This window comes from Streptomyces albidicamelliae (assembly GCF_025642175.1).
Lineage (GTDB): Bacteria > Actinomycetota > Actinomycetes > Streptomycetales > Streptomycetaceae > Streptomyces > Streptomyces albidocamelliae.
In genome coordinates this window covers 8,165,066-8,185,617 of the sequence record NZ_CP106795.1, presented here as the reverse complement: position 1 = coordinate 8,185,617, position 20,552 = coordinate 8,165,066, and the positions used below count along the sequence as shown (strand labels likewise).

22 protein-coding genes and 2 pseudogenes are annotated in these 20,552 nt (G+C 70.6%); 11 read left to right on the top strand and 13 right to left on the bottom strand.

Features of this window, described 5'->3' with window-relative positions:
- Positions 1-39 precede the first annotated feature (39 nt).
- The 4 genes from N8I86_RS37030 to N8I86_RS37015 form a co-directional block, all read right to left on the bottom strand.
- The gene (locus tag N8I86_RS37030) at positions 40-588 is read right to left on the bottom strand and encodes a GNAT family N-acetyltransferase (protein WP_263279909.1); all 549 of its coding nucleotides are present in this window, start codon (positions 586-588) and stop codon (positions 40-42) included.
- A 497-nt stretch (positions 589-1,085) separates the two neighbouring features.
- Positions 1,086-1,328 carry a DUF6199 family natural product biosynthesis protein gene (locus N8I86_RS37025; RefSeq protein ID WP_260148968.1) on the bottom strand — a complete coding sequence of 81 codons (243 nt, stop codon included), beginning with the start codon at positions 1,326-1,328 and terminating at the stop codon, positions 1,086-1,088.
- Positions 1,329-1,519: 191 nt separating this feature from the next.
- Positions 1,520-2,101: a hypothetical protein gene (locus N8I86_RS37020; protein WP_263279908.1), complete on the bottom strand. Its 582-nt coding sequence runs from the start codon at positions 2,099-2,101 to the stop codon at positions 1,520-1,522.
- 11 nt (positions 2,102-2,112) lie between these two features.
- Positions 2,113-2,373, bottom strand: coding sequence for a hypothetical protein (locus N8I86_RS37015; RefSeq protein WP_073898494.1), 261 nt, complete (start codon positions 2,371-2,373; stop codon positions 2,113-2,115).
- Between the two features lie 236 nt (positions 2,374-2,609).
- Between N8I86_RS37015 and N8I86_RS37010 the strand changes: the two genes are divergently transcribed.
- The 3 genes from N8I86_RS37010 to N8I86_RS37000 all read left to right on the top strand — a co-directional run bounded on the left by N8I86_RS37010 (position 2,610) and on the right by N8I86_RS37000 (position 5,567).
- Positions 2,610-2,783 (top strand): CsbD family protein, encoded by a 174-nt coding sequence (locus N8I86_RS37010; protein WP_263279907.1) that lies wholly within the window; start codon positions 2,610-2,612, stop codon positions 2,781-2,783.
- Positions 2,784-3,119: 336 nt separating this feature from the next.
- Positions 3,120-3,518: a gas vesicle protein GvpJ gene (gene gvpJ, locus N8I86_RS37005; RefSeq protein WP_123441110.1), complete on the top strand. Its 399-nt coding sequence runs from the start codon at positions 3,120-3,122 to the stop codon at positions 3,516-3,518.
- A gap of 183 nt (positions 3,519-3,701) precedes the next feature.
- On the top strand, positions 3,702-5,567 hold the full coding sequence (locus N8I86_RS37000) for a SpoIIE family protein phosphatase (protein WP_263279906.1): 1,866 nt from the start codon (positions 3,702-3,704) through the stop codon (positions 5,565-5,567).
- 779 nt (positions 5,568-6,346) lie between these two features.
- Here the strand turns inward: N8I86_RS37000 and N8I86_RS36995 are convergent.
- Positions 6,347-7,546, bottom strand: coding sequence for a PP2C family protein-serine/threonine phosphatase (locus tag N8I86_RS36995; RefSeq protein ID WP_079192679.1), 1,200 nt, complete (start codon positions 7,544-7,546; stop codon positions 6,347-6,349).
- A gap of 203 nt (positions 7,547-7,749) precedes the next feature.
- Here N8I86_RS36995 and N8I86_RS36990 point away from each other — a divergent pair, with 203 nt between their 5' ends.
- Positions 7,750-8,205 (top strand): WhiB family transcriptional regulator, encoded by a 456-nt coding sequence (locus N8I86_RS36990; protein WP_073898486.1) that lies wholly within the window; start codon positions 7,750-7,752, stop codon positions 8,203-8,205.
- On the opposite strand, the gene N8I86_RS36985 is transcribed toward N8I86_RS36990, so the two are convergent.
- Both N8I86_RS36985 and N8I86_RS39525 read right to left on the bottom strand, forming a co-directional pair.
- Positions 8,153-8,815 (bottom strand): Rho termination factor N-terminal domain-containing protein, encoded by a 663-nt coding sequence (locus N8I86_RS36985; RefSeq protein ID WP_317633637.1) that lies wholly within the window; start codon positions 8,813-8,815, stop codon positions 8,153-8,155. The genes N8I86_RS36990 and N8I86_RS36985 overlap by 53 nt on opposite strands.
- Positions 8,816-8,882: 67 nt before the next feature.
- Positions 8,883-8,993, bottom strand: a pseudogene (locus tag N8I86_RS39525) (Ku protein); the annotation flags it as partial.
- Positions 8,994-9,208: 215 nt separating this feature from the next.
- Here N8I86_RS39525 and N8I86_RS36980 point away from each other — a divergent pair.
- The 5 genes from N8I86_RS36980 (at position 9,209) to N8I86_RS36960 (ending at position 13,458) form a co-directional block, all read left to right on the top strand.
- Positions 9,209-9,376, top strand: coding sequence for a hypothetical protein (locus N8I86_RS36980; protein ID WP_158075368.1), 168 nt, complete (start codon positions 9,209-9,211; stop codon positions 9,374-9,376).
- Positions 9,377-9,540: 164 nt separating this feature from the next.
- Positions 9,541-10,053 carry a GNAT family N-acetyltransferase gene (locus N8I86_RS36975; RefSeq protein WP_263279905.1) on the top strand — a complete coding sequence of 171 codons (513 nt, stop codon included), beginning with the start codon at positions 9,541-9,543 and terminating at the stop codon, positions 10,051-10,053.
- Between the two features lie 249 nt (positions 10,054-10,302).
- Complete coding sequence (locus N8I86_RS36970) at positions 10,303-10,836, top strand: toxin-antitoxin system, toxin component (RefSeq protein WP_263279904.1); 534 nt, start codon at positions 10,303-10,305, stop codon at positions 10,834-10,836.
- A gap of 4 nt (positions 10,837-10,840) precedes the next feature.
- On the top strand, positions 10,841-12,034 hold the full coding sequence (locus N8I86_RS36965; protein WP_073898480.1) for an MAB_1171c family putative transporter: 1,194 nt from the start codon (positions 10,841-10,843) through the stop codon (positions 12,032-12,034).
- Entirely contained in the window at positions 12,031-13,458 is a 1,428-nt protein-coding gene (locus tag N8I86_RS36960) for an FAD-dependent oxidoreductase (RefSeq protein WP_263279903.1), read from the top strand. Before N8I86_RS36965 ends, N8I86_RS36960 begins: the two co-directional genes overlap by 4 nt.
- Before the next feature lie 70 nt (positions 13,459-13,528).
- Here the strand turns inward: N8I86_RS36960 and N8I86_RS36955 are convergent, their stop codons facing one another.
- From N8I86_RS36955 to N8I86_RS36940, 4 genes are all read right to left on the bottom strand, one after another.
- On the bottom strand, positions 13,529-14,197 hold the full coding sequence (locus tag N8I86_RS36955; protein WP_073898476.1) for a DUF305 domain-containing protein: 669 nt from the start codon (positions 14,195-14,197) through the stop codon (positions 13,529-13,531).
- A gap of 103 nt (positions 14,198-14,300) precedes the next feature.
- Entirely contained in the window at positions 14,301-14,723 is a 423-nt protein-coding gene (locus N8I86_RS36950) for a DUF6153 family protein (RefSeq protein ID WP_263279902.1), read from the bottom strand.
- Positions 14,724-14,815: 92 nt separating this feature from the next.
- Positions 14,816-15,226, bottom strand: coding sequence for a (2Fe-2S) ferredoxin domain-containing protein (locus N8I86_RS36945; protein ID WP_263279901.1), 411 nt, complete (start codon positions 15,224-15,226; stop codon positions 14,816-14,818).
- On the bottom strand, positions 15,223-17,295 hold the full coding sequence (locus N8I86_RS36940) for a heavy metal translocating P-type ATPase (RefSeq protein WP_404830860.1): 2,073 nt from the start codon (positions 17,293-17,295) through the stop codon (positions 15,223-15,225). The genes N8I86_RS36945 and N8I86_RS36940 overlap by 4 nt, the downstream gene beginning before the upstream one ends.
- Before the next feature lie 38 nt (positions 17,296-17,333).
- On the opposite strand from N8I86_RS36940, the gene N8I86_RS36935 reads away from it, so the two are divergent.
- Positions 17,334-17,720 (top strand): ArsR/SmtB family transcription factor, encoded by a 387-nt coding sequence (locus tag N8I86_RS36935; protein WP_263279900.1) that lies wholly within the window; start codon positions 17,334-17,336, stop codon positions 17,718-17,720.
- A 388-nt stretch (positions 17,721-18,108) separates the two neighbouring features.
- Positions 18,109-18,477 (top strand): annotated as a pseudogene (locus N8I86_RS36930) (hypothetical protein); the annotation flags it as partial.
- On the opposite strand, the gene N8I86_RS36925 reads toward N8I86_RS36930, so the two are convergent.
- Both N8I86_RS36925 and N8I86_RS36920 read right to left on the bottom strand, forming a co-directional pair.
- Positions 18,408-19,742: a HAMP domain-containing sensor histidine kinase gene (locus N8I86_RS36925; protein WP_263279898.1), complete on the bottom strand. Its 1,335-nt coding sequence runs from the start codon at positions 19,740-19,742 to the stop codon at positions 18,408-18,410. The pseudogene N8I86_RS36930 and the gene N8I86_RS36925 sit on opposite strands and share 70 nt — an antisense overlap.
- Positions 19,743-19,777: 35 nt before the next feature.
- On the bottom strand, positions 19,778-20,449 hold the full coding sequence (locus N8I86_RS36920) for a response regulator transcription factor (RefSeq protein ID WP_263279897.1): 672 nt from the start codon (positions 20,447-20,449) through the stop codon (positions 19,778-19,780).
- Between the last annotated feature and the right edge of the window lie 103 nt (positions 20,450-20,552).

Below are 20,552 nucleotides of genomic sequence, written 5' to 3'. Positions count from 1 at the left end.
AAGCGTGCGGGCCTGGCACTGGCTACAGCTTGCATCTCTTCACGCACCCGTTGGCCCGTGGGTACGCAGGGCGCTGGTGAGTGGGGCCAGTACGCGCCACCCCATCGTTTCGTACAGCGCCCGCCCATCCGGCGTGGCGCCCAGGACGCCCGCTGTAGCCCCCTGCTCAGCGGCAGCGTCGGCGAGTCCGCGCATCACCACCCGCCCGAGGCCGCGGCGCTGGTGGGCCGGGTCTGTCTCCACCTGGTCGACGACGGCGGTGGGGCCGGTGACAGCGATCTGTCCACGCGCGGCGAAAGCGCCGTCGGCTGTCCGCACCAGAGCGCGGGTAACGCCGGCACGGGTCCAGGTCGTCAGCCGATAGCCGTCAGGGACGGGGCCCGGGACCCCGGTGGGGGCGACGAGCAGGGACGCGGACATCAGGTAGCCCAATCCGCCGGCGAGTCGCCAGCCCGGGGCCAGCCAGGGTTCGAGTGTTTCCGGCGGGACGAAGGCCTTCAACCAGACGCCGGGTGTGGTGGTGCGCTGGGTGATCTCATGGACGGTCGCCTCGACCGCCTCGACCGCGGAGTACAGAACGTGGCGCATGACGTGTCCGGGGAGGCCCACGTCGACGGTGAAGCCCCAGGGAGACGGCGCGGGTTCGGCTGCGCCGCGCGAGGCGGACCAACCGTGAACCCATGCCCGTACAGCCTCGTCCGTGCTTGCGAAAGGCAAGGCTTCTCCCCCTCGTCGGTAACAGGTGAACTTCCCTCGTGATTATTACATCAGGAGGTCCACCGCGAGGGAAGGCTCGTCCCGGCTGGCCGCTCGCCGACCCTGGTGGCGCAGTGGCTCAGCTGAGGAAGCCACAGGGGAAGCAGCATGTAGAGGCGCAGAGAGCACAGCCAGGCTGGTAGATAGGGGCTTCCGCCACGACAGGGTGCCCCCGCCTCACTCCTGCTTGCGCCGTGCGAACCAGTTGGCCGCCAGCAGCCAGGACCACACCAGGACCAGCACGGCCGCTATCGCTACGCGGCTCACGCTGTCCTTGTCCATCAGGCGCCACACCAGCAGGCCGATACTCCGAGCGCTCTCGCTTGCTGTCAGATGTTCTGCACCAGCATCCAGGTGGCGAAGACCATGAAGATCACCCCCGTCACCCGCTGCATGGCGTACCCCTTCCCCGTGGGTTCGGTTCCCTCAGGATTCTTGACCCAGCCCCGCTGCATCCGGCTGTTGATCCGCCACAACAGCTGGGGACGGATGACCTGCACCAGGCCCATGACCAGGAACAGGCACATGAACACGATGAAGACGGGACTGGGAGTGCCACCGTCGGAGGCCACACGCTCTATCGCACTGTGTTCCATAATGCCCAGCTCCCCTGACCTATCCTCAGCAGAATTGCTGTCGCGGCTCGAACGTCAGCGCTTGTTACGCCGACGAATCGCCACCGCAGCGACCACGAAGCCCAGCACGACGATCAGTACCTCCACCCACGCGGGGACGAAATCCGGTGCACGGCCGCCCACCGCCGTCACGACCCACTCTCCGCCGGCCTCGGCGGACGACGCGCCTCGGACTCTTCGCCGGTAGTGCCGCCCGAGGGCTCGGTCTGCAGCGCCGCGCGCATCGTGCGCAGCCGACGGGTCTGCAGGTTGCTGTTGTAGACCATCCATCCGATGAAGACGACCGTGAGCACGGCCATGCCGATGGTCTGCCGTGGTCCGGCGGTGAGCGCGGTCAGCACGGTGATGGCACTGAAGAGCGCCGCCAGGAAGACCAGCGCGGCCACGCGGTGCCGGCTCCGGTGCAGCCGCTGCCCGACCAGGTCGCGCATCGCGGCCCGCTCCTGCGGATCCGACGGCACCTCGCCGGTTCGCAGCTTCCGGTCCAGTGACACGAGGCCTTCCGTCGTACCGCCCGCGGCCCGCTTCTCCCTGCGGCGCGCGACCAGCGCCACGGTGATTCCGCCAAGGGAAATGACCGCGGTCCGCGCCACCACGGAGGGAAACGACCGCCCCGGGTACAGCAGCGTGATCAGGACACTGGCAGTAAGGACGGACAGGGCGATCTGCGCCCACAGGTGCTTCGCCAGGAACACGTTGATCCGTTCCATCCCCGGCCTCCCTAGATCCGCTTCCTGGCCCGGACGGTCGTGAGCAGCGTGGCGCACGCCACCGCCAGAAGGATCCAGGCCACCACGCAGTAAGCCCAAGCCGTCATCCCCCGTGCCGCGCCGACCGAACTCGCCACCGCCCACACGGCCAGGACGAAACAAAGGGCGGTCCACGCGATGTCGGCCAGCCGCACACGTAGTTGAGCGCGCTGACGGGTGCCGGACTGCAGCGTGCCGAGTTCAGCGACCTCGGCCCTCTTGCTCGGTTCCACGAAACGTCACTCCTTTCAGCCGGACCGGGTCTCCCAACTACCCGGGCCCTACGCGCACACGCACCAAGTAGGTGTATATATGCGGAAGTTGTTGATCCGTTTGGCCCACGTAATGCCACCGCGGGGCCTGTTCGACCCCACCATCTCTTGCCGAGGACCCTCGTTTGTGATGGATCGACGAGGGCACGAGGTCTTCACCGCAACAATGGCGAAGACCCTACGAGGAGGCGTGCCTCATGAGTGCCGACGAAAAGGCCAAGGCGAAGACCGAGCAGGCTCAGGGAAAGGCCGAACAGGCTGTCGGAAAGGCCGTCGGGAACGACCGCATGGCCGCCGAGGGGCAGGCCAAGAAGAACAAGGGTGACGCCCGCGAAGCCAAGGAAAAGGCCAAGGACGCTTTCAAGCACTGAGCCGCCCTCAGCACAAGGGAGGGGCTGTCCCGGCATTGACTGGGACGGCCCCTCTTTCTCGTGCGCTCCAGAACCGCCGATCCACGCGGCCTGCGACAGCTCTGACCTGCGGCGCAGATCGCCGACCCAAGCCTGCGGCTCGCTATTGCACAGTGCACCCCGTCGCAGCGGACATCTGACAGGCTCCCCGCCTCGCCAACCTTCTCCATGTGTTTTGTCATGGAAGGTGGGGGCATTCGCAGCCTGCATCAAGGCGACGCGGGTAACGGCACCGTACTGCCCACGACATTCCGCGGACGGGACCAGGCCGAATCAGATGACGAGGGGTTGGTCACGATGACCGTGGCACGGCAGCAGGGCAGTGGGGGCGGCTCCAGCGGCCTGTACGACGTACTGGAGCTCATCCTCGACCGCGGGCTCGTCATCGACGCATTCATACGCGTCTCCGTCATCGGCATCGAGATCATCACGATCGACATACGGATCGTCGTCGCCAGCATCGACACCTATCTCCGCTTCGCCGAGGCGTGCAACCGCCTAGACCTGGAATCCGGGCCTCGCAAACCAGCCGGCCTCACTGATCTGACGGAGAAGCTGACCGAGTCCGGCTCCCGTGGCAAGGCCAAGGGAGCCCTCTCCGGCGCCGCCGAGACCGTCTTCGGCGCCTACCAGCAGGCACGCGACGAGGGCAGAGCCCGTCAGAGCGAGCGCGCTGCGGACCGGGAGACGGAATGATGCGACGACTACGAGGGCTGGCCGGGCGGTGCAGCCCCTGGTGACCTGGACCCGGGTCGGGGGGAGCAGACGACCCAGCGACCAGGTGGAGACACCCACCGCCACCCGAACGGTCCGGCGGCTTCTGCCTCGGGTGCGTGCCCCCGCCGGCTTCTGAGAACCTGGTGACGAGGGTGGTGTCCCATGACCGGTCCGTGCGGCGAGCTGAATCCTGGCTTCGGGGACGCCGTTCTACGTGACCTGGGTGCCGGTGTCTTCACTCTCGACACGGCCGGGCTGATCACCTACGTCAATCCATGGGCGGAGCGTCTGCTGGTCCGGCCGGCGGCGCAGATGCTGGGGCGTGACGCGCATGATCTGCTCCACCGCAGCCCGGACGGCGGTCGGGTGCCGCCCGAGCGGTGTCTGCTGCGGGCTCCGCTCGCGGGCGGCACGGATGCGGTCGAAGGAAGTGAGGAGTACTTCCTGCGCGGGGACGGGGTCCTGCTGCCGATCATCTGGTCGGCGACGCCGCTGGTGCTTCGCGGTGGCGCGCCCAGCGGGTTGGTGATCGTCTTCAGTGACTTCAGCCTGCACCGGGACGCCGAGGACCGGGCGACCGCCCACACCGCCGCTCTGGAAGCGCTCACCGACCGGCTGAATCTCCTCTCGGAGGTCTCGTCGGTCCTCATGTCCCACATGGACGCCACCGTCGCCGTACGCGAGCTGCTTCCCTTGCTGGTACCGGTGCTCGGTCACTGGGCCGCCATCGACCTCGTCGACGCGCAGTCCGGCACCTTGCGGCGCGTCGCCGTGCGCAGCCCGGCCGATCCACACCTCGCCAGGCGACTGACCGGCCCGCTTCCCCTGCCTGCGACGCAGCACCAGGCGGAGATCATCCGCGGCGACCGTCCGGTCCTGCTGCAGGCGACCGACATGCTCGATGCGGACATGCCGCTCACGGCCACCCACCGGATCTTGTTCGAACGGCTCGGCGGCCGCTGGGCCACAGCCGTACCCATCCGGTCCCGCCGGCGCTACTACGGCGTCCTGACCGTGGCGCGAGCCGAAGAGTCCCCTCCGCCCGCCGAGGCCGAGATGCGGCTGCTCGCCGACATCGGACGCCGTCTCGCACTGGTGCTGGACAACAATCAGCTCTACGACGAGCAGCGCAACGTCGCGGAGACCATGCAGCGCCAGTTGCTCGCCCCCTTGCCGCAGGTCGACCGCCTGCGCATGGCCGCCCGCTACCTGCCGGCGCAGCGCGCCCTGGAGGTCGGCGGGGACTGGTACGACGCCTTCCTGCTCTCCGACGGCGTCATGGCCCTGGTGATCGGCGACGTGGTGGGCCACGATCTGCAGGCCGCGGTCCACATGGCCGAGGTACGGAACATGCTGCGCGCACTGGCCTGGACCCACGTGGAGCCACCCAGCATGATCATGCAGCGGCTGGACGAGGCAGTGACCCACACCAGCGACGCACCCATGGCCACGCTGATCTTCGCCCGGATCGAAGGCCCCGAGGGAGGCCCTTGGCGGCTGCACTGGGTCAATGCCGGTCACCCTCCGCCGCTGCTGATCACGCCCGACGGAGCGACACGCTTCCTCAGCGGCGGCCACGGGCCGCTGATCGGCATGAGCACCACCTTGCACCTGGGCCTGACCTGGCCGGACGCGCGTGAGGACCTACCGGCGGAGGCCACCGTGCTCTTCTACACCGACGGGCTGGTCGAGAGCCGGGAACTGCCCATCGACGCCGGCATGGCCAGACTCCGCCATCACGCCTCTCTCCTGGCCGAACGACTGCACGCCGGGACCATCGACGACTTCTGCGATGAACTCCTGCGGCGCCTCTCCCCTCACGGCGACGACACCGCCCTGCTGGCCCTGCGCCTCCCATCGGCCGGAGCCGGCGCCGGCGACGACCACAGTCCGCCACCCCCACCGCAAGACCCTCACAGCCCCGCCGCCCCGGAACGGGCCGCCCCCGGTTCACTCCAGGAACACGCTCCCGTCCAGGACCCCACACGAGCGACCCGCGAGGCCCCTGTGTCGGACGGGGCCCGGTGACCGTGCCCATCCGCTGGCTTGGTCACCGGGCCCCGAGACAGTTCCGGCTGACTCTCCTTGGCCACTTCTGCGGTACAGCGCGGAACTCGCATGACGGTCCACGGAATCAACCTCGAAATGCCCCGCGTGTACTCGCAGGACAGAAGCTCCGAAATGACGACGTGGAACCGATCGAGTCGTTCGTGAGGTCAGTAATTCAGGTGAGGCCACCCGGTCGAGTTGCCCGCCCTCTGCTGGGGCACGCGCGCCACCCTGAGGTGATGGCCGGCCGAACGACCTGGCGGTACCTCCACTGCCGGCGGACGGCGGCGCGCACCGCCATGTTCACCCCAGTACAGGACGCTACCGCCAGCCAGGGCGAAGCCGATTCCCGCGCCCACCAAGGCACCGAAGGCACCTCCCGAGGCGAAGCCGAGCACGGCTCCGGTCAGCAACCCAGCCAGCGAGGCACGGAGGAAGTACCTGCGAATCCTCTCGTCCACCAAAATCACCGCCTTTCACAGAGGTCTCTGCCCAGCCCTCCGGCAACTAACCGGCGATTCGTCACACCAGGTGAATGATCGGCGGTTTCGGCGAGCCATGAAATGCCGACCAGCAGACTGGGCAGGTTCCTCCTTCATGACCAGGTGGTGAATACCGCCTTGGCAAGGGTCAGTTACTGCTGCCTTCTCGATTCGGCGAGTCCAACAGCCTGGAGCGGCCCCGCTGTCACCGGTCCCAGCGGGCACCAGGCCGACCGCGGGGCGTCCGCGCTGCACGAGCCATGTCGAAATCGACGGTCAGGTGTTGGAGCCGCCGCTGGTGTGACGTTGCCCGGAGCGGCTCCCGTGCCAGTCCAGCACCAGGGTGGTGGCGTCGTCCGCCAGGGAGCCGCCGCACGCGTCGAGTACCGCTGCGGTCAGGACCCTGACCACTTCGCGTGGGTGCTCGTCGCGGGTGTCGCGGAGCAGAGACGGCAGGTCGACCGCGGCAGCGCCGCGTTCCCGCATGCCGTCGGTGAGCAACACCAGGCGGTCACCGGGCTCCAGACACAGCCGCTGCACCTCGTACCTGACAGGGGCGGGCACCCCGAATGGCAGGTTGACCTTGATGGGCACTTCCTGCACCCGGCTGTTCCGCACCAGCAGCGGCCAGGGATGACCGGCGTTGATCAGCTCGCAGGCGCCGGTGTCCAGCTCGACGCGCAGCAGCTGCCCGGTTGTCATGCCGCGGGCGTAGCCGGCGAGCGCCCGGTGTGCGGCGTAGGCCTGATCGAGGATGCCGTGCCCTGCGCGGCGGGCTCCGCGCAGGGCGTTGACGGCCAGCGTGGCCAGCAACGCGGAGGCCGTGTCGTGGCCCATCGCGTCGGTGATCGACAGATGGAGGGTGTCCTGGTTGAGGGCGTAGTCGTAGGTGTCGCCGCCGATATCGTCGGCCGGGGCAAGGCCGCCGGCCAGGGTGAAGTGGGCCGCCTCGCAGCAGGACGCCGACGGCAGCAGCTGGTGCTGGATCTCCGCGGCCAGACTCATCGTGGTGGTGCGCCGGCCCCAGTGGTAGAGATCCGTGAAGCGGCGGTCGGTCACCACTATGTAGGCCAGCGCGTGTGCCGCCCTGCCCACCGCCTCACGTACCGTGTCGTCCGCGTACGGCACGATCAGGTCGAGGACGCCGATGCGGTCACCTCGGTTCGTCACCGGCGCCACCAGCCGCCAACCGCCCTCGACCTCCTCCTGGTGCAGTCGCTGGGACCGCAGAACCCGGTCGTAGACGCTGCCCGCCAGCACGATCCGCTCCGCCTCGCCTCGCGCCTGGGCGGCCGTCCCGGCCCTTGGCAGCCGTACGGCTGCATGCCCGAGCATGTCGACGAACAGAAACGAGACCTCCGCCGCCGAGAACCGCTTCTCCAGGTTCCGGGCGACCACGTCCACCGACTCCACCGGCGCGGCATCCTCCGCCGCCCGCAGCACCTCGTCCAGGCCCAAGCCCACATCACCGGCCACAGCCACCTCCGCAGTCCACTCGGACCGGGTTCCCGGCAGCCCGCGTATGGATGCGCCCGGCCTGGAACGTCGGGGAGCCGCAGCCCCCTAGCGCAAGCAGGGCATAACCGTTTAATATTCTCCGAACCTCTGCCGGAACTACGACGCTGCCCGCGTCGTAGTCACCGTTCGCCTCCTCGCAGGCACCCGGAAGGGGCTTCTTCATGACCTGCACTCCGAGCGAAGATCCGGCAGGCTCCGACTGGCGTGATCAAGCGGCTTGTGTCGGAGAAGATCCCGAGATCTTCTTTCCTCTCTCGGACCTCGTGGCTCCGCACGCGGAGGCTTCTCTGGCCCGCACGATATGCCGCCGCTGTCCCGTGATCATCGCGTGCCGCACCTGGGCGCTCGACCACGGTGAGGACGACGGCATCTGGGGCGCCACGACGGCCGCCCAGCGCCGCGCCATCCGCCGAGCGACCGCAGAATTCACGGCAGCGTCCGGCCGCCACAGCGACGAGACGGGAGAGCCTTCCGAGTTAGCCGTCCGGAGGCACGCCGTACCGCGGCCGCGCCTGCTCGGGAGGGCCGCGCGGCCGGCTACCCCGGTTCGCGGGAGGGCCTTGGTCAGGCGGCGCTCTTCTTACGACGCCGGCCGGCGCCGGCAAGGGCGTCGATGAGGTCCTCGCGGCTCATCTTCGACCGGCCCGGTACCTCCAGCTCGGTCGCCCGCTGATACAGGTCCGCCTTGCTCAGCTTCTGCAGCTCCCGTTTCCCGCCGGTCGCGGCGCTTCGGGAGCGGTTCGAGTCTGCTCCGGTCTTATTCGGCGGCGCCTTCCGCTTCGCGGTCTTCGCCGCCCTGCCGGCCGCGGCCTTGCGAGCGGGCCCGCCCGGCGCGGACGCCCGCCGGGCGGCCGGGTCCTCCCCACTGCCACGGCCGGAGCGGGCGGCCTTGAGGCTGCCCTCGAGGACCTTCATCAGGTCGATGACGTTGGTCGCGTCCGGCGGCGCGTCGGCCGTGGCGATCTCCTGGCCCTCTGCCTTGGCCTTGACCAGCTCACGCACCTTCTCCTGGTAGGTGTCGCGGTACCGCTTGGGATCCCAGTCGGTGCTCAGCGCGTCGACCAGCTGCAACGCCATGTCCACCTGCTTGCCCTGACCCGCCTTTCCGGAGGGCAGTCCGGGCAGTTCCTCGCCCGGGTCTCGAACCTCGTCCGCCCAGTGCAGGGTCTGCAGCACGAGCACCCTGTCCTCCGCGCGCAGGGCGGTCAGGTACTGCTTGTTGCGCATGACGAAAGCCGACCTCGTCACCGGTGCGCTCGTTCACCCGTCGGTTTCGGATCCGGTCGGAGGTGCCGCGCTGCAGCTGGTGGAAGTGCACCGTGTGGTCCTCGGTCGCGGGGCAGAGCCCCACCGGCACCGTGACCAGCCCGAACGTGATCACACCGGTCCAGGTCGCCCGCGCCATACCCCCGCTCCGTCTCGGCCACCCGGCTTCTCCCGGCACGACGGCCGGTGCTGCGCGCCCTGCCTCCACGCTCGCACCGCCGACGCCTCCTCGCCCGCCGGGCGGCCAGGTCAGACGCCCGAACGGGAGCGCCCCCGCACCGGCGATCCCAGGTCCTTATGGTCTCCGGCCGTCTCCGGGACTCGTGCATCTGTCCAGTCCCGAAATGCAGTGCCATGACGGGGCAGGCACGCGGCGGGCCTACTGGATGCACGACCACCACCAAGTCGCGCCGCGGCACCACCACCAAGACCACCACAACCGAAACCAGCAGCAAGGGCCGGAGCAAGTTCCACACCCACGACCAGCACAACGCCGGCGACGGCCCGGTCAACGGCCAGTAGGGCGCCCACCGGTAACGGCTACGGCCTGGGAGCCGGCGCCCCGCTCCCCGCCTGAGGCTGTCCCGCACCCACCGGTGCCGCGGCCCCGCGGAAGCTCCGGCCCGGCATTTCGGCCGGGAAACCGCCGCGCGAGACAGACCTCCCGTCGCGTAGTGTCACCGGTCATGACCGTGCTGCATGGTGCCTCCGTCGTACTCCGCCCGAGCGTCACCGAGGACGTTCCCGCCCTGGCTGCCATCCGGGCCACTCCCGAGGTGCAGGCCCGATGGAAGGGTGCGGACGATCTGGAAGCCGACGTCGCGGCCGGCCTCGAAGACGACGGCTGCCACTGCCTGACGATTCGTCACCAGCAGCGGATCATCGGCATGATCCAGTGGTATTCCGAGGAGGACCCGGACTACCGGCACGCCGGGATCGACATCTTCCTCGACCCCACCGCGCACGGCCGCGGGCTGGGCACCGACGCCGTACGCACCCTGGCCCGCCACCTCATCCACGAGTGCGGCTACCACCGGCTGATCATCGACCCGGCGGCCGACAACACCGTGGCGATCCGCTGCTACGAGAAGGTCGGGTTCCGCCCGGTCGGCATCATGCGGCAGTACGAGCGCGGTCCGGACGGCACCTGGCACGACGGCCTCTTGATGGATCTCCTGGCCTCGGAGCTGACGCGCTGAACCCTCCCCCGTCGCGCCGTCCGGTGACCGGAGAACGATCGCCCGTGCCCTCTGGCCTTCGGTCTCCTGCTGCCTCTAGGTTCGGTGCTGCGGGATCACCGAACCTTGTCAACTTCCTTTTCGCTTGGGAGCTTTACTCGTGAGTGAGCCAAGTCCCCGTCCGCATCAGACGCTCGCGTCCTCGACCGTGAAGCCGGGGGCTGACCGGTGAGGAGCGCTTCCCGGCTGGCCAAGGAGCAGAGGCAGTTGATGTCCGAGCTGGCCTCGGCCGTCGCCGGCCGAGTCGAGGTTCCCGCGGAGCCGACGGTCCTGTTCGAGGCGCTGTGCAATGCCATGGCCGAGCGGCGCGGCCGCCCCACGACGCTCGGCATCCGGGAGTTCCCGAAGGACATCGCCCACGGCACGACCGGGCTCTGGCTGGATCTCGAAGACCGGGATCTCGTGGTCATCGAGGAGAACCTGACTCCCGACCACCAGTTGGTCGTTCTCGGGCACGAACTCTGGCACATGCATGCCGGCCACGCAGGACACGCCATCGACGGCGGGGTGAGGGCCGCACGAGCGGCCCTCACCGCGGCGATCGACTGGCCGGAGATCGTCCGTCGCGTCGCCGCCCGTAGCCATTCGGTTCAGGACGACGAGGTCGCGGCGGAGAAGTTCGGGCTGCTCATGGGGAGTCAGATGCGCAGCTGGCTACTCGGCCCTCGTGCCGCCGGTGTGCAACTCGACGAGGTGGCACGACGGATCAACGCCGCCTTGGGGTATCCCGGAGTGCGGGGATGACCAGGTGAGCACAGGCAGCCTGGTCTACAACCCCTACACCGGCGTCGCGGTGCTCCTCGTGGTCGTGCTGTTGTACAAGGTGCCGGCGCTGGTGAGGGCCTGGCGCAATCCTCTGGTGCGCCAGGTCGGCGGGCTGCTCACGGTGGCCTGCTGCGTCTTCATCTTCGTCGTGCCCTCGACCATCAAGAAGGTCAACGACGTCACGGGGGTCACGAACTTCTCGGCACCGTGGGTCTACAGCCTGCTCACGGGCTTCTGTGCGTCGTGTCTGCTGCTGATCATCAAGTGGCGGGGCGGTCTCGAGGTGAAGGTCCGGCGCGCCACCTTCTGGGTCTACGGCAGCTATGGGGCGGTCGTCACCGCGCTCTGGGTGCTCTTCGCGCTCGGCGACCACCACGTCGAGCGGGTCAAGGACCTGGACACGTTCTACGCCACCACCCCGTACATGCGCGAGATGATCGTTCTGTACCTGCTCGCGCACACCGTGGCCGTCCTGATCACCTCCGCCCTGCTGTGGAGCTGGGAGAGCCGCGTGCGCGGCACCGGCTGGCTGCACGTCGGAGTGGTCGTCCTCGGCGTCGGCTACGCGCTGAACCTGGCCTACGACGTCGCCAAGGTGATCCCGGTGGTGGCTCGGTGGACCGGCAGGACCGGCCTCGACTGGATGAGCACCGACCTGGCGCCGCTGATCGCCTCGCTCGGCGGCCTGCTCATCGGCATCGGATTCGTCCTGCCGCACGCCGCCGAGCGTTTCTCCCACCGGTGGAGTGCCCGCCGCCTGTACTGGGCCCTGCGCCCCTTGGGCCGCGTCCTCCAGATGGTTCCCGCGGCGTCGGCGCCCGTGGCGCTCGGCCGCTTCGAGTCGCTGGACCTGCGCCTGACACACCGGCAGACCTTCATCCGGGACGCCCTGCGCCAGGTGGGCCCCTTCATGGACGCCGACTTGCGCGAGGCGACCCGGGAGCGGCACCTCGCCGCCGGCGACGATCACGCCGTGGCCGAGGCCGCGGCGGACGCGGCCGTCATCCTTGACGCCGTCCCACGACTGCACGTCAGCAGCAAGCCCCAACACCCCGTGCCACGACCGGCGGAGAGCATGCGGGACCTGGCCGCGATATCGCGCGCCATTCGCCGCTCGCCGCGCGTGCGGTCCACGCACCGGGCAGTGCCCAACCAGGAAGAGAGCGTGAACTCATGAGCGCGAGAGCCGCCATATCCACCACCGCCGATGCCGGTGCCGGTCGGAGGGCGATCGTCATCGGCGGCGGTCTGACCGGAATGCTCGCCGCGCAGGCTCTCGCCGGTGAGGCGCACGTCACCGTCATCGAACGCGACACGCTCCCCGACGCTCCGGAGCCTCGGAAGGGGCTGCCGCAGGCGCACCACGCGCACCTGCTGTGGTCCGGTGGCGCGGACGCCATCGAAACGCTCCTGCCCGGGACGGCTGAAGCGCTGGCCGGGCGCGGCGCACGCCGGATCCCGCTGACCGCCGGCATGGTGGGCTTGAGTCCGCAGGGTTGGTTCCGCCGCTGGGACGAGAGCAACTACGTGATCGGCTGCACTCGCGACCTCCTGGACGCGGTCGTCCGCGAGATGACGCGTGAGCACTCCGGCGATCGCATCACCGTTCTGCAGCGGACGGAGGTTCTGGGTCTGGAAGGCGATGCCTCCATGGTCACCGGCGTCCGTATCCGCCGGGCAGGGGGCGCGGAGGACGTCCTCTCCGCCGGCCTCGTCGTCGACGCGAGCGGCCGGTCCTCCCGCACCCCGCAGTGGCTGGGCGTCCTGGGCGTGCGGGCGCCGGCCTGCCGGGTGGTCGACTCCGGGCTCGTGTACGCCAGCCGGGTCTACCGGGCACCCGAGAAGACCCACCACATGGCGTGGCCCATCATCAACATCCAGGCCGTCAACCGGGGCGAGGGCCCCGGCCAGTCCGGTGTCATCCTGCCTGTCGAGGACGGCCGCTGGCTCGTCACCCTCTCCGGGACGAAGGGCGGGCAGCCCACCGGGAGCAACGACGACTTCCTGCCGTTCGCACGCCGGTTGCGGCACCCCGTCGTCGGCGAGCTGATCGAGAACCTCACCCCGCTGACCGACACCCGGATCAGCCGCACCACGGTGAACAGCCGACGGTTCTACGAGAAGACCGCCGTGCCGCGGGGCTTCGTGGTCCTCGGTGACGCGGTGGCCGCCTACAACCCGGCCTACGGGCACGGCATGTCCGTAGCGGCGTTGAGCGCGCTCACGCTGCGGGACACCGTACGTCGATACGGCTGGGCCGACCCGGGGGTGTCCCGGCGTGTGCAGAAGGGTGTGGCCGCCCACGTGAACACGGCCTGGAGCTTCGCCGCCGGATCCGACGTCTTCTATCCCGGCGCCACCGAGAACGGTCCCACCCTCGGGGAACGCGTGGCCGCGCGATTCGTGGACCGGCTCATCCACACCGCGACCGGCTCCGGACGCGTGGCCCGCGGCGTCACGGACGTCATGACGCTCCAGGCCGGCCCGCACACGCTCGCCCGCCCCAGCGCCCTGGTCGCGGCCATCCGCGGGCCTCTCAAACCGCCGCTGTCGCAGCCCCCGTTGACGGCCGAGGAACGGCGGGCCCTCGCAGCGACCTGACCGATCCGCCCCGGGACCGCGGCTCGGGACGGCCGTTTCCAGACTGCCCCGAGCCGCGGACCGGCGGCTCCTACCGCTTGCCGAGGATCTTGTTCATCTCGGTGATCTCGGCCGACTGCGAGGTGACGATCGACTCGGCCATCGTCGTGGCGGGTCCGTAGGCGCCCTTGGCCTGCTCGGTCTTCGCCATCTCGATGGCTCCCCGGTGATGGCTGATCATCATCTGGACGAACGCCCTGTCGAAGGCGTCACCGGACAGCTCCTCCAGCTTGTCCATGTCGTCGCCCGACATCATGCCGGGCTTGGACGAGTGGTCCATCCCGGGCATCGACGAGTGGTCCATGCCGGGCATCCCGGCGTCCGGGACCTTCTCGCCCCAGGCCTTCAGCCAGCCCGACATGGTGGTGATCTCCGGATCCTGCGCCTGCTCGATCTTGGCCGCGAGGTCCTTCACCCGTTGCGACTTCGCGCGCGACGGCGCCAGATCGGCCATGGCCACGGCCTGCCGGTGGTGCGGGATCATGCCCTGCGCGAACGACACGTCCTGCGCGTCGTGGCTGCCCTTCGCAGCCGAAGCGGTGGCCGACGCGCCGCCGGAGGGCATCGCCCCCATGCCGTGGCCCGAGGGCTTCGAGGACGGAGAGGAATCACTGCCGCCGCAGGCGGCCAGGACCACCGCGGCGACGGCGACAGCGGCCGGCGCGGCGGTCCGGCGGAAGAGGGAACGGCGAAATGCCATGGAAGTACAGCTCCTTGAGTGCCCGCGCCCATGCGCGGGAGAAAACGGATGCAGACACACCGGGGCACGCCACCCGCCTTTGGCAGGTGCCGTGCGGGCGCCTCTAGATCCGCAGAAGCTGCAGTTCGGAAAGATCGGGCGGGGCGCGTCCTTCCACCGCTCCGGCGACGGGTACGCCGCCGGCGGTCGCCGCGGGCCGGACGGCGACGGGTGACGGCACCAGGGCCGGCGGAATGTAGGCAGCGGCCGTACCGCCCGCTGCGCACGTACCGGCCGTATGGTCCATGGCCATACCGCCGTCGCCCGCGTCCGACAGGTGCCGGCAGTCTGCTCCGCCCGTGTGGACACGCGTGGGCTGATGCCCGTGGCCCGTCGACTGTGCGGCCATCAGGGCGTGCTGTCCGGTTGCCGGCACACCGGCGGGCGACAGGGCGTGCATGCCCAGCACCCCCGCCACCAGGGCGAGGACCAGCCACATCCAGCGCGCAGGACTCGTCTCAGAGTCGGTGTGCGCGCCGGTCGTCATGGGCCCATCGTAGGGGGGCGGCACCCCTGGAGGGCGCCACCCCCCTCCAAGTGCCTCATGCCACAGCCCTTCCAGGCCGGTGCCCGCCCTGCTCACTCCTCGACGGCACGCCGTACACGGCGGGAGGGTGAGAACGCGTAGAGGTCCAGGACGTCCGGCGGTTCGGCGATGCCCGGGCCGCCGGCCCGGACCCACGCCGTGATGTCGGCCGTGGCGTCGGCGTCGTTGACCAGTCCGAGCCACGCCGGTCTCCCGCCCGCGGCCCGGCCCGCCGGGGAGGGCTGTACGACGATGACGTTGGCCTGTTCGCAGGCGTCGAGGCAGTCGACCGCCCGGACCTGCGCCACCGGACCCAGCTCCGCCCTGAGTGTGGCGAGCTGGGCCGCGTGGTCGACGCCGGGGACCTTGGCGGTGCCGCAGCAGCAGCCCCGGCACACCGTGACCGTGCACCTCGGCGCGGCCTGCTCCTTGCCCGCCTTGCCGCGGCTCGTGCGGCGGCTCATGCTGCGGCCCGCTTCCACGCCGCCTCGCGCAGCAGTCGCAGGCCGTTGAGGCCGACGATGACGGTGGAGCCCTCGTGGCCCGCGACACCGAGTGGCAGCGGCAGCGTGCCGGCCAGGTCCCAGGCCACCAGGCCGGTGATGAAGACACCGGCGATGACGAGGTTCTGCACGACCAGGGCGCGGGCCCGGCGCGACAGCGAGATCACGGCCGGAACCGTGGTGAGTTCGTCGCGGACGACGACCGCGTCCGCGGTCTCCAGCGCCAGGTCGGAGCCGGCCCTGCCCATGGCGACACCGGTGTGGGCGGCGGCCAGGGCGGGGGCGTCGTTGACGCCGTCACCGACGACCAGCACCTTGCGGCCGGCGGCTTCCAGTTCCCTGACCGCGCTCACCTTGTGCTGCGGCAGCAGGCCCGCGCGTACGTCCTCGATGCCGACCTCTTCGGCGAGGCGGGCGGCGGCACGGGGGTTGTCACCGGTGAGCAGCACGGGCGCCGTTCCGGTCAGGGAGGCCAGCGCACGGACGGTCCGGGCCCCGTCGCGGCGGAGCCGGTCGGCGATGCCGAGCACGCCCACCGGCCGGCCGGCCACGGTGACGAGCACGGCCGTACGGCCCTCTTCCTCCAGTTCGGCGGCGAGGACCGCGGCGCGGGCGGACGAGGGGTCCGTGGCCCCGGTCAGCAGCCGCGCGGGTGTGCCGACCGCGACGACCTGTCCGTCGACGGTCGCGGTGACGCCCACACCGGAGGTCGAGTCGAAGTGCTCCGCGAGCGGCAGGGACAGCCCCCGCTCACGGGCCGCTTCCACGATCGCCCGCGCCAGCGGATGCTCACTCGGGTGCTCCGCAGCGGCCGCGAGACCCAGCAGCTCCTCGTCCGTGAGGCGGGAACGGGCCAGCGAGCGGACCTCGGTGACCCGCGGGGTGCCTTCGGTGAGAGTGCCGGTCTTGTCCAGGGCCACCGCGTCGACCTGCCCCAGGCGTTCCATCACCACGGCCGACTTCACCAGGACCCCGTGCCGTCCGGCGTTGGCGATCGCCGACAGCAGCGGCGGCATGGTGGCCAGCACCACGGCGCACGGCGAGGCCACGATCATGAAGGTCATGGCCCGCAGCAGCGAGCCGCCGAGGTCCGCGCCGGCAGCGAGGGGCACCAGGAACACGGCGAGGGTGGCGGCCACCATGCCGAGGGAATAGCGCTGCTCGACCTTCTCGATGAACAGCTGTGTCGGCGCCTTGGTCTCCGACGCCTCCTCGACCATGCGCACGATCCGGGCGATCACCGAGTCCGACGCGTCTCGCTCCACGCGCACGCGCAGTGCGCCGGTGCCGTTGAGGGTGCCGGCGAAGACCTCGTCGCCCTTGTCCTTGGCCACCGGCAGGGGCTCACCGGTGATGGTCGCCTGATCGACGTCACTGGCCCCGTCGAGGACCCTGCCGTCGGCGCCGACACGCTCGCCGGGCCGCACCAGGACGGTGTCGCCGACCGCGAGTTCCGCGACGGGGACCACGTGCTCGGTGCCGTCGTCCGCGAGGCGGGTCGCCGTGGCGGGCGCGAGGTCCAGCAGTCCGCGCACGGAGTCGGCGGTCCGTGCGGTGGCCAGCGCCTCCAGCGCGCCGGACGTGGCGAAGATGACGATGAGCAGCGCGCCGTCCGTCACCTGCCCGATCGCCGCCGCCCCCAGCGCGGCCACGACCATCAGCAGGTCGACGTCGAGGGTCTTCTGCCTGAGCGCCTGAAGTCCGGCCCGACCGGGTTCCCAGCCGCCGGCCGCGTAGGTGAGCGCGTACAGCGGACCCCAGGCCCAGGCCGGGGCGCCGGTCAGCCGCAGCGGCAGGGCGAGCAGGAACAGGACGAGAGCCGCGGCCGCCCACCGTGCCTCGGGCAGGGCGAGGACCCGGGTACGGCGCCGGGGCGCGCCGCCCTCCCGCAGGGGGACGGCCTTGCCTGTGGGGGCCGGAGCGAGCGTTGTCACGGAGATGCGGTCCTTCGAACGGCATGAGCGGACAGTGGGCTCCCGGGTTTCGCGGGTCCCACACAAGCCACCGTACAGGATTGAATGAAGAGTCATTCATGCGTTCATGGGTGGTCGTCCGTAGGATGAAGGCCATGGGCCACGGAGCTGATGCCAAGACCACCGCCACCGCGCGCCAGCGCCTGGAAACACTGGGCGCCGCCGATGTGGCCGCCACGCTCCAGGCCTTGGCGACACCCTCCCGGCTGCGGATCCTGGCCCGCCTCCAGGAGGGACCGTGCGCGGCGACCGAACTGGCCGACGCGGTCGGCATGGAACAGTCCGCCTGCTCGCACCAGCTGCGCCTGCTGCGCAATCTGGGACTGGTCACGACCGAGCGCCGGGGCCGCTCGATCATCTACGCCCTTTACGACAACCACGTGGCCGAACTTCTGGAGCAGGCCCTGTACCACCTCGAGCACCTGCGGCTCGGACTGCGCGACGCCTCCGCCGCGACGACCGCGGTGGCCGAGGCGCACTGAGGGAGCGGGGCCGGCGGCAGCGGGCCCGGAGGTCAGGTGGGGTGCGTCAGGGCGTGGACCAGCCGCTCCACCCGGTCCTGCTGGTGCGGTGCGGCGCAGGGCCGCCGCCGGCCGGGTCACCGCCCGCCCGACGACCCCGGGGTCCAGGTTCAGCAGCGCCGTGGCCAGGTCGACCAGGTTGCCGGCGACAAAGCCGCTGACGGGAGGTTCCGTCCGTGCACCCCCTTGCCAACACCGCGCAGGCAGAGGCCTGGAACGGCTACGAGGGCTCCCACCGGGCAGCCCACCACGACCGCCGGGACGCCGTGAACCGGGCCGGCGCCGAGAGCGCGGGCCCGGGCGACATCCGCTTCGAGCAGGGTGAGGCGCAGGTCCACCCACTCCCCCGGCCACGTTCGACCTCGCCATCAACCGCTTCGGCGTCATGTTCTCCACCGACCCGGCCGCCGCCTTCGCCCACATCGCCGCCGCACTGCGCCCGGGCGGCCGTGTCGCCCTGCTGTGCGCCGCCGAACCCGAGGGCTACCAGTGGCTGTCGGCCCTGGCGACCCTCCACGACCTGCTGCCGACGGCCGGCTTCGGCAAGCCCGGCACCCCCGGCATGTTCTCGCCGGCGCTGGCTGCTCACCGACACCGCGCCCGACGACGCCTGATCTCTGAGGCACGCCGTGAAAGGCGCCGCTTCCCTCAGACGGGCAGGCGGAGGGTGATCGTGGCTCCGGGACCCGTGGGGTCGGCGTGGGCCGTGCCGCCGTGAGCGGTGGCCACCGCGTGCACGAAGGCGAGGCCCAGACCGGATCCGTCGCTGGTCCGGCTGGCTTCGGCGCGGGTGAAGCGGTCGAACGCCCGGGGCAGGAAGTCCGGCGGGAAGCCGGGGCCCTCGTCGGTGACGCTCACCTGCAGCACGCCGGCCCGGACCGCCGCCGCGACGGTGACGGAGCCGTCCCCGTGCCGCAGCGCGTTGTCCACGAGGTTGCCGATGGCCGGGCGCAGCCACCGGTCGTCCACGTCGACGGCCACGAGGGCCGAGTCGACGGTGAGGGGACGACCGGCCTTCTGTGCCGTACCCCGATGGGAGGTGACGGCGGCGTCGAGGAGATCGGGAAGACGCACCGGAGTACGCGTGATGTGGTCGGTGCTGCCCAGCTCCTCCAGGTCCAGCAGGGCGTTGCTGAGGTCGGCCAGGCGCTGGACCTCGGCGTCGACGGATCGCAGGGTCTCGGTGAGTTCGTCGACCGAGCGGGGGCGGTGCAGGGCCACGTCGAGTTCGGCGCGCATCAGGGTGAGCGGTGTGCGCAGTTCATGGCTGGCGTCGGCGACGAACCGGCGCTCGCGTTCCGCGGATGCCTCCAAGCGGTCGAGCACGTGGTTGAGGGTGTGGCCGAGCCGGGTGATCTCGTCGTCCCGGTCGGCGGGCACGTCCAGGCGCAAGGTGTGGGTGCCGTCGGCGAGGGTGGCCGCCGCGGTGCGGTAGCGCTCGACCGGTCGCAGGGCGGCGCGGGCGGTGCGGTAGCCGACGTACGAGGCGGCGATCAGGGTCAGGCCGGAGGCGAGCGCGAGCTGCGCGAGGAGTTCCCGCAGCGCTTCGTCACGGTGCCCTCGCCGGACGGCGGCGATCACGACGTGTCGTCGGCTGCCGTCCGTGACGCGGTGGGCCTGCAGGCGCAGGGTGTCCGAGGTGATCGGCAGCAGGGAGCCGATGTCGCGCCGTACCGTGTTTCCGCGTGCGACGGCGCCGAGTTCGCCCGGTGTGAGCAGCGCCTGGTGGCGCACGGGCTCGCTGGAGCGCTGGACGTGGCCCTGTGTGTCGAGGATCTGGTGGAGGCTGCCGCTGGGGCCCGGCGGGAGCTTCGCCCCGGTGCGTACGGCCCGGTCGAGACTGCGCTGGTAGGCGGTCAGGTCGTCGTCGAGCTGCTGGTCGAGGGCGGTCTTGACCCGCCAGTAGACGAAGCCCGCCGCGCCCGTGAGGACCAAGGACATGGTGATCGCCACGGCCAGCACGAGGCGGGTGACGACGGGCATCCGCCGAAACCGCGGCAGCAGCCGACCGTACGGCTTCACGGCGCGGTCTCCAGCCGGTAGCCGCGTCCGCGCAGGGTCGTGATCGTCGTACGGCCGAAGGCGCGGTCGACCTTGGCGCGCACCTTGGAGACGTGCACGTCGATGGCGTTGCTGCGCAGGTCCGTCTCGCCGTCCCAGACCTCGTCGAGCAGGTGCAGCCGCGTCACCACGCGGCCGGCGTTCTCCATCAGCACCCGCAGCACGTCGAACTCGCGCCGGGACAGGTCCAGTTCGGTGTCGGCCCGCCAGGCCCGCTGCTGCCCCGCGTCGAGGACGAGGTCGCCGATCCGGAGACGGTCGGAGCAGTCGGGGCGGCGCCGGGACAGGGCGCGGAGGCGGGCCAGCAGTTCCTCCATGGCGAAGGGCTTGACCAGGTAGTCGTCGGCGCCGGCGTCCAGCCCGGCGACCCGTTCGCTGATCGCGCCGCGTGCCGTGAGCAGGATCACGGGCACGTCGACACCTTCGTCGCGCAGGGTCCGGCAGACCTCGAGTCCGTCCAGGCCCGGCAGCATCACGTCCAGGACGATGCCGTCCAGGCGCGGGTCGCGGGCGGCCGTGAGGCCGGAGGGGCCGTCGTAGCGGCCGTCGGCGGTGTGTCCGGACTCGGTGAGGTACCGGACGACGAGATCGGTCAGGCGGGTCTCGTCGTCGACGACCAGGTAGTGCATGGGGGTCAGGCTAACCATGCGTGACCCGGGGTTCGCCCGGCCAGGGAGGCTTCATGGTCTGTTCATGTGAAATCCCTACCGTCCTTCAGGTCGCGGTGCCCCG

Excerpts from the sequence above, each read along its gene's own strand:
- N8I86_RS37030 (WP_263279909.1), bottom strand. The coding sequence starts at position 588 with ATGCGCCACGTTCTGTACTCCGCGGTCGAGGCGGTCGAGGCGACCGTC.
- N8I86_RS37020 (WP_263279908.1), bottom strand. The coding sequence starts at position 2,101 with ATGGAACGGATCAACGTGTTCCTGGCGAAGCACCTGTGGGCGCAGATC.
- N8I86_RS37010 (WP_263279907.1), top strand. The coding sequence starts at position 2,610 with ATGAGTGCCGACGAAAAGGCCAAGGCGAAGACCGAGCAGGCTCAGGGA.
- gvpJ (WP_123441110.1), top strand. The coding sequence starts at position 3,120 with ATGACCGTGGCACGGCAGCAGGGCAGTGGGGGCGGCTCCAGCGGCCTG.
- N8I86_RS37000 (WP_263279906.1), top strand. The coding sequence starts at position 3,702 with ATGACCGGTCCGTGCGGCGAGCTGAATCCTGGCTTCGGGGACGCCGTT.
- N8I86_RS36990 (WP_073898486.1), top strand. The coding sequence starts at position 7,750 with ATGACCTGCACTCCGAGCGAAGATCCGGCAGGCTCCGACTGGCGTGAT.
- N8I86_RS36985 (WP_317633637.1), bottom strand. The coding sequence starts at position 8,815 with ATGCGCAACAAGCAGTACCTGACCGCCCTGCGCGCGGAGGACAGGGTG.
- N8I86_RS36980 (WP_158075368.1), top strand. The coding sequence starts at position 9,209 with ATGACGGGGCAGGCACGCGGCGGGCCTACTGGATGCACGACCACCACC.
- N8I86_RS36975 (WP_263279905.1), top strand. The coding sequence starts at position 9,541 with ATGACCGTGCTGCATGGTGCCTCCGTCGTACTCCGCCCGAGCGTCACC.
- N8I86_RS36970 (WP_263279904.1), top strand. The coding sequence starts at position 10,303 with ATGTCCGAGCTGGCCTCGGCCGTCGCCGGCCGAGTCGAGGTTCCCGCG.
- N8I86_RS36960 (WP_263279903.1), top strand. The coding sequence starts at position 12,031 with ATGAGCGCGAGAGCCGCCATATCCACCACCGCCGATGCCGGTGCCGGT.
- N8I86_RS36955 (WP_073898476.1), bottom strand. The coding sequence starts at position 14,197 with ATGGCATTTCGCCGTTCCCTCTTCCGCCGGACCGCCGCGCCGGCCGCT.
- N8I86_RS36950 (WP_263279902.1), bottom strand. The coding sequence starts at position 14,723 with ATGACGACCGGCGCGCACACCGACTCTGAGACGAGTCCTGCGCGCTGG.
- N8I86_RS36945 (WP_263279901.1), bottom strand. The coding sequence starts at position 15,226 with ATGAGCCGCCGCACGAGCCGCGGCAAGGCGGGCAAGGAGCAGGCCGCG.
- N8I86_RS36940 (WP_404830860.1), bottom strand. The coding sequence starts at position 17,295 with ATGACTCTTCATTCAATCCTGTACGGTGGCTTGTGTGGGACCCGCGAA.
- N8I86_RS36935 (WP_263279900.1), top strand. The coding sequence starts at position 17,334 with ATGGGCCACGGAGCTGATGCCAAGACCACCGCCACCGCGCGCCAGCGC.
- N8I86_RS36925 (WP_263279898.1), bottom strand. The coding sequence starts at position 19,742 with ATGCCCGTCGTCACCCGCCTCGTGCTGGCCGTGGCGATCACCATGTCC.
- N8I86_RS36920 (WP_263279897.1), bottom strand. The coding sequence starts at position 20,449 with ATGCACTACCTGGTCGTCGACGACGAGACCCGCCTGACCGATCTCGTC.